The sequence below is a fragment of the Ruminococcus sp. genome (assembly GCF_016283395.1).
On the sequence record NZ_JAEEMU010000062.1, the window covers coordinates 1 to 5,745 of the forward strand.

Genomic DNA, 5,745 nt, shown 5'->3' on the forward strand with positions numbered 1-5,745 from the left:
GAGAATGATCCGATTTTAAGAACAGAAAGCATGATTTAATTAATCCCAATTAATGGCTTGCTTTTTCAGCTTAAATGTGATATAATAAATACAATAAAATACTGCGAAGAGATAAGGTAGGATATTTTATGAAAATTCAACAGCTTGAATATGTCATTGCAGTAGCGCGTGAGGGAAGTATAACCAAGGCAGCAAAGAAACTGTATCAGGCGCAGCCTAACATAAGTATCGCACTTAAAGAGCTTGAAACTTCCTTGGGTATACAGATATTCAACCGCTCCCCCAATGGCATGATACTTACTCCCGAGGGAGAAGAATTCCTTGCAAGAGCACAAACTATAGTTGATGAAATGCAAAGCCTCGAAAGAGACTATGCTCAGGTACCTGAAAACGAACTCAAGCTAAAAGTGGTATCTGCACGTTCAACATATGCCACAAATGCCATTGGCAAGCTCATCAGTGATTATTCAGAAAAAACTGACAAGATAGAGGTACATGTAATGGAGACCAGCACCGCCAAGGTCATGGAGGACATATGCGCGGGCAAATACGATATCGGTTTTATACGAATCCCAAGTACCTATGCTGAGATGATAGAGAGCCGTCTTAAAGCAAGAAATCTTGTTGGCAAGACTGTTATGGAGTTTCCCTTACAGATAGTAATGAAAATGGATCATCCCCTTGCCAAATATGATGATATTCCGTTTGAACTCCTTTCACAGTATCCCGAGATAATCCACGGAGACGACGAGCCTGAAATGGTAAGACGTGCTTCAATTAATCAGGACTACGATGCCAAGAGATCATCGAAGAAGATATTTATCTATGACAGAGGAACTCAGATCAGTATGCTTAAGACAGTAAAAAATGCATATATGTGGGTAGCTCCCATGTCACAAGGCATACTAAGGTATAATGACCTTACTGTAAGGAAATGCTCATACGCCAACAATCTCAACCGCGATATGATCATCTACAGAAAAGCAAGTGAAAACAGCGCACTCATAACCGACTGTGTAAGAACTGTATATGAGTACGCCGATAAGATCGAAGGTCTTGAAATATAAAACTATCCCCGACCGTTGACACAGCGTCACGATCGGGGAATTTTTATTTATGAGTAAAAAGAAAAAGAATGAGAGCCATTAGGGGGGAGGTTCTCATTCTTAATAAGGGGATATGAGATTGTCATTTATGAAAGAATGACTTTCCATAAATTATTATAGCATAGTGGTCTATATATTGCAAATATAAAATATATATCTCTTTATATGTATAATTGATTACTGATAATTTAAGTAAGCAATTTACATTGCAGACATAATTTGTAAACTTTTCAGAAATATAAAGCTCCGCAAATCACCTGCGGAGCTAATTATAAACATCAGTCAGCCATAAATACCTCAAATGCTCTGAAAGCCATATAGGTATCAAGCTTTGAAACTATCTCATACGGAGCATGCATCGATAAAACAGGTACTCCGAGATCAATAGTATCAATATCAAGATTAGCTATATAAGCAGCAACTGTACCGCCGCCGCCCTCATCGACCTTTCCGAGCTCGCCTGTCTGCCAGATTACGTTCTTTGAATCCATAAGACGTCTTATTCGTCCCGTGTATTCGGCAGAAGCGTCGGATGTGCCGGATTTTCCACGTGAACCTGTATACTTCGTAACGACCACGCCGTGGTTTATATATGCAGCATTATTGCGCTCGTTAACATCCGGGAATGTAGGATCAAATGCAGCATTTACATCAGCAGAAAGGCACTGTGAAGCCGAAATAACAGTTCTTGCGTCCGAACCGAGAGCCTCTGCAATATCAGCAAGGAAATATTTGAGATATGACGAGCGAAGTCCTGTATTGCCGTCGCTGCCTATCTCCTCCTTATCAGTGAGTATGGTAACTACAGTATGCTTTGGCTTTTTGCACTCAGCAGTAGCTATAAGAGCAGGATAAGCGCACACCTTGTCATCGTGACCGTAAGCGCCGATCAAGCTTCTGTCAAAGCCTATGTCCTTAGCCTTGAAAGCGGGAACGGCCTCAAGCTCCGAAGAAATGAAATCGGCTTCTGTTATGCCGTACTTTTTATTGAGAATATTGATTATATTTAGTTTTACCGAACCGCTTTCCTCATCATCCTTAAACGGACGCGAACCGATGAGGATATTGAGCTGTTCGCCTGTTATACCCTTTGCCAGAGGCTTCTGCATCTGAGCGGAAGCAAGGTGGGGAAGAAGATCGGTAACACAGAAAACGGGATCGTCATCGTCCTCGCCTATATTAACGGCAACGCTTGTACCGTCAGCCTTGATTATTACACCGTGCAAAGCAAGTGGAATAGTAGTCCACTGATATTTTTTGATACCGCCGTAGTAATGAGTCTTGAACAAAGCAAGCTCATTATCCTCATACAAGGGATTCTGCTTAAGGTCAAGCCTCGGGGAATCTATATGAGCCGCACATAGCCTTACACCCTCCTTGATGGGAGCAGTGCCGATTACAGCAGCAATAACGGATTTGCCGCGGTTATTGTAGTATATCTTATCCCCTGCCCTTAGCTCCATGCCCTTTACATATTCAACAAAGCCTTTCTTCTTAAGCAGCTCCACGGAATAGATAACAGCCTCACGCTCAATCTTCGCTTTATTCATAAAGTCCTTGTAGCCCTCGCAGAACTTGTCGCAAGCCTTGATATCCTTATCCGAAACAAGGTGGTATCCGTTTTTGCGCTGTACAAGGAGCTTTTCCTTAAGCTTCTTTACAGCATCTTTTTTTTCAGCCATATTTAAAAGTACTCCCTTCTATGTATATATATCAAAATAACTTACTGAGCCTTTGCAGGCATCTGCCTGCTGAAATAGAGCTCTCTTATCTTGACCGAGACCTCCTGGGCAATTCCGTTGACCATATCCATACAGCCATTATTATGTATGATATAGTCGGAATGACTGCGGAAGAATTCCTCATCAAGCTGAGAATTCATTCTTTTTCTTGCCTGCTCGGAGGTAAGATTATCACGGGCAATAATGCGTTTTTTACGTATATCGGCGTCAGCAAGTACGGAAATAATTATCTCGCAGAAATCGTCCGCTCTGCTCTCAAAGAGTGTGGGAGCATCAAGAAGAATGAGTTTCTCACCTTTCAGCGAGTGTACCCTTATCTGACGTAGGATCTCCCCTGTGATGTAAGGATATGTGATAGTATTAAGAGCTTCAAGCTTGGACTTGTCGGAAAATACAATCCCTGCAAGACCTTTTCTGTTGAGAGTACCGTCCTCGCTGATAACAGCCTGACCAAAAAGATCGGCTATCTCGTCAAGACACTTGGTCCCCTTTTCAACGATCTTTCTTGCTACCTGATCTGCGTCTATAACAGCAAACCCGTTTGAAGCAAAAATCCTTGAAACTGTACTTTTCCCGGCACCTGTCTGACCTGTAAGTCCAACGACCATAACACCGTTCAAACTGTTCATATCCTTATCACCTCGAATCCTGCCGCCCTAATCAGGCGGTTATATACTGCAAGTCCCACGCCTCTTGTTTCCGGAGCGCGTACATATACTCTGTGTGCTCCTGCATCATCAAGCTCACGCAGTCTCTGAAAAATCAAATGAGCCTGTTCAGAGCTGTTCTTTCCGTAGGTCATATATCTGTAAGGAAATTTCTCCTTATCATCGTCAAATATCAGCGAATAAACATTATCGCCATAATGACTTCCAACATAAGAGATAAAGTTATCAAGCTCTCCCTCGACCATTATGATGTCAGCCTTCGGAGAATAGTGCTTGTACTTCATACCTGGCGAAGCTGCTTTCTGTCCGGCCTCCAGTTCATGAAGTATAGCATGGTCAATAATGACCTCGCTGCATACCTCCTTAAGCATTTCAGCAGTAATACAGCCGGGGCGGAGTATCCTTACTGAGTTCTCACCCTCAATGGCGATAACCGTTGATTCAACGCCGAACTCAGAGCATCCGCCGTCGACAACAGCCGCTATCTTGCCTTTCATATCACGCATAACGTGTTCTGCTGAGGTAGGACTTGGATAACCCGATGTATTTGCCGACGGAGCCGCAATTGGTCTTCCTGAAAGTTCAATTATCCTGTGCATGACAGGATGTGACGGAACTCTTATACCAACGGTATCAAGCCCCCCTGAAGTTATCATCGGTATCCTGTCATTTTTAGGGAGTACCATAGTCAGAGGACCGGGACAGAACCTATCAGCAAGCTTATATGCAATATCCGGAATAGAAGTTGTAAAGTCCTTAGCCTGAGAAAAATCAGCAAGATGAACTATAAGGGGGTTATCGGCAGGCCTTCCCTTAGCCTCAAACACTTTGCGTACAGCGTCCTCGTTTGAAGCATCTGCGCCAAGACCGTATACAGTCTCAGTAGGGATGCCAACGATCTCACCGTCCCTTATAAATTCAGCCGCTTTCTCAAGCTCAATGATACTATCGCTTAGTAAAACTGTGTCCATAAAAACTACGCTTCCTGATTTGCGAGCTTGGCAGCCTGATCGGCAGTTGCAAGCGCATCAAACACTTCATCAAGATTTCCGTTAAGGATGTCCTCAAGTCTGTAGATAGTCAGACCTATACGGTGATCCGTAAGACGTCCCTGCGGATAATTGTATGTTCTGATCCTCTCGGAACGGTCGCCTGTACCGACCTGCATTTTTCTCTCCGATGCGATCTTTGCGTCTTGCTCCTCCTGCATAGCCTCGTAAATCCTCGAGCGCAGAATCTTCATTGCTTTATCTTTGTTCTTATGCTGACTTCTTTCGTCCTGACACTCAACTACCGTATTTGTCGGCAGATAAGTTATTCTTACAGCGGACTCCGTTTTATTTATATGCTGTCCGCCCGCACCGCTTGCGCGGAAATAGTCTATTTTCAGATCTGTGGGATTAATTTCAAGCTCGACCTCGTCCGCCTCGACAAGGACAGCCACAGTTACAGTTGAGGTGTGTATACGTCCCTGGGACTCAGTCTCCGGAACTCTCTGTACACGGTGAACACCGCTTTCGTATTTAAGGCGGGAATAAGCGCCCTCTCCCTCTATGGAGAAGCTTATCTCCTTGAAGCCGCCGAGCTCGGTAGGATTGGCGCTCAGCACCTCCTGCTTCCAGCCCTTGGCTTCGGCATACATCGTATACATACGGTAGAGCGAATTTGCAAACAGCGAAGCCTCTTCTCCGCCGGCACCGCCTCTTATCTCAATGATGACGTTCTTATCGTCGTTGGGGTCTTTCGGGAGAAGCAGGACCTTGAGCTCCTGAGTGAACTCCTCCATAAGCTCCTTGTTCTCTTCAAGCTCAGCCTGAGCCATTTCCTTGAAATCCTTATCGAGACCGCCCGCATCGAGGAGCTCCTTCGCCTCATCGAATGAAGCCTGAGCCTTCTTATACTCGCGGTATTTCTCAATAATAGGAGTCATATTCTTGAATTCGCGCATCAGCTGGGTATACAGCTTATTGTCGCTCACGGTCTCAGGGTCAGCCAGCTTAGCGCTTATCTCTTCATATTTCTGCTCCATAAGGGCAAGCTTTTCAAACATTATATCTATCCTTCCAAATGAATATCGTGAAATAATGCTTTGCCGTCTATCCCTCGGACTCTCTTTTGATTCGTTTTATGTTTTTCTCTATCTTGTTTCGGGGGACCATGAATTCTCTGCCGCAGCCGACACATCTCAATCTGAAATCCATGCCGGAGCGTATGACCAGCATCTCGTTA

6 protein-coding genes are annotated in these 5,745 nt (G+C 44.2%); 1 reads left to right on the forward strand and 5 read right to left on the reverse strand.

Annotation, left to right across the window (positions count from 1 at the left end; translation table 11 throughout):
- Positions 1-128: 128 nt before the first annotated feature.
- Positions 129-1,067 carry a LysR family transcriptional regulator gene (locus QZZ41_RS15280; protein WP_295074145.1) on the forward strand — a complete coding sequence of 313 codons (939 nt, stop codon included), beginning with the start codon at positions 129-131 and terminating at the stop codon, positions 1,065-1,067.
- A 317-nt stretch (positions 1,068-1,384) separates the two neighbouring features.
- Here the strand turns inward: QZZ41_RS15280 and QZZ41_RS15285 are convergent, their stop codons facing one another.
- The 5 genes from QZZ41_RS15285 to QZZ41_RS15305 form a co-directional block, all read right to left on the reverse strand.
- A complete protein-coding gene (locus tag QZZ41_RS15285) occupies positions 1,385-2,788 on the reverse strand; it encodes an aminopeptidase (protein WP_295074147.1) in 1,404 nt (467 codons plus the stop codon).
- A gap of 41 nt (positions 2,789-2,829) precedes the next feature.
- A complete protein-coding gene (gene coaE, locus QZZ41_RS15290) occupies positions 2,830-3,477 on the reverse strand; it encodes a dephospho-CoA kinase (protein WP_295074149.1) in 648 nt (215 codons plus the stop codon).
- Entirely contained in the window at positions 3,474-4,487 is a 1,014-nt protein-coding gene (locus tag QZZ41_RS15295; RefSeq protein ID WP_295074151.1) for an L-threonylcarbamoyladenylate synthase, read from the reverse strand. The genes coaE and QZZ41_RS15295 overlap by 4 nt, the downstream gene beginning before the upstream one ends.
- Before the next feature lie 5 nt (positions 4,488-4,492).
- Positions 4,493-5,566, reverse strand: a complete 1,074-nt coding sequence (gene prfA / locus QZZ41_RS15300) for a peptide chain release factor 1 (RefSeq protein ID WP_295074153.1) — start codon at positions 5,564-5,566, stop codon at positions 4,493-4,495.
- Positions 5,567-5,612: 46 nt separating this feature from the next.
- Positions 5,613-5,745, reverse strand: a 133-nt coding sequence (locus tag QZZ41_RS15305; protein ID WP_295074155.1) for a DUF951 domain-containing protein, incomplete at its 5' end; no start/stop codon positions are given.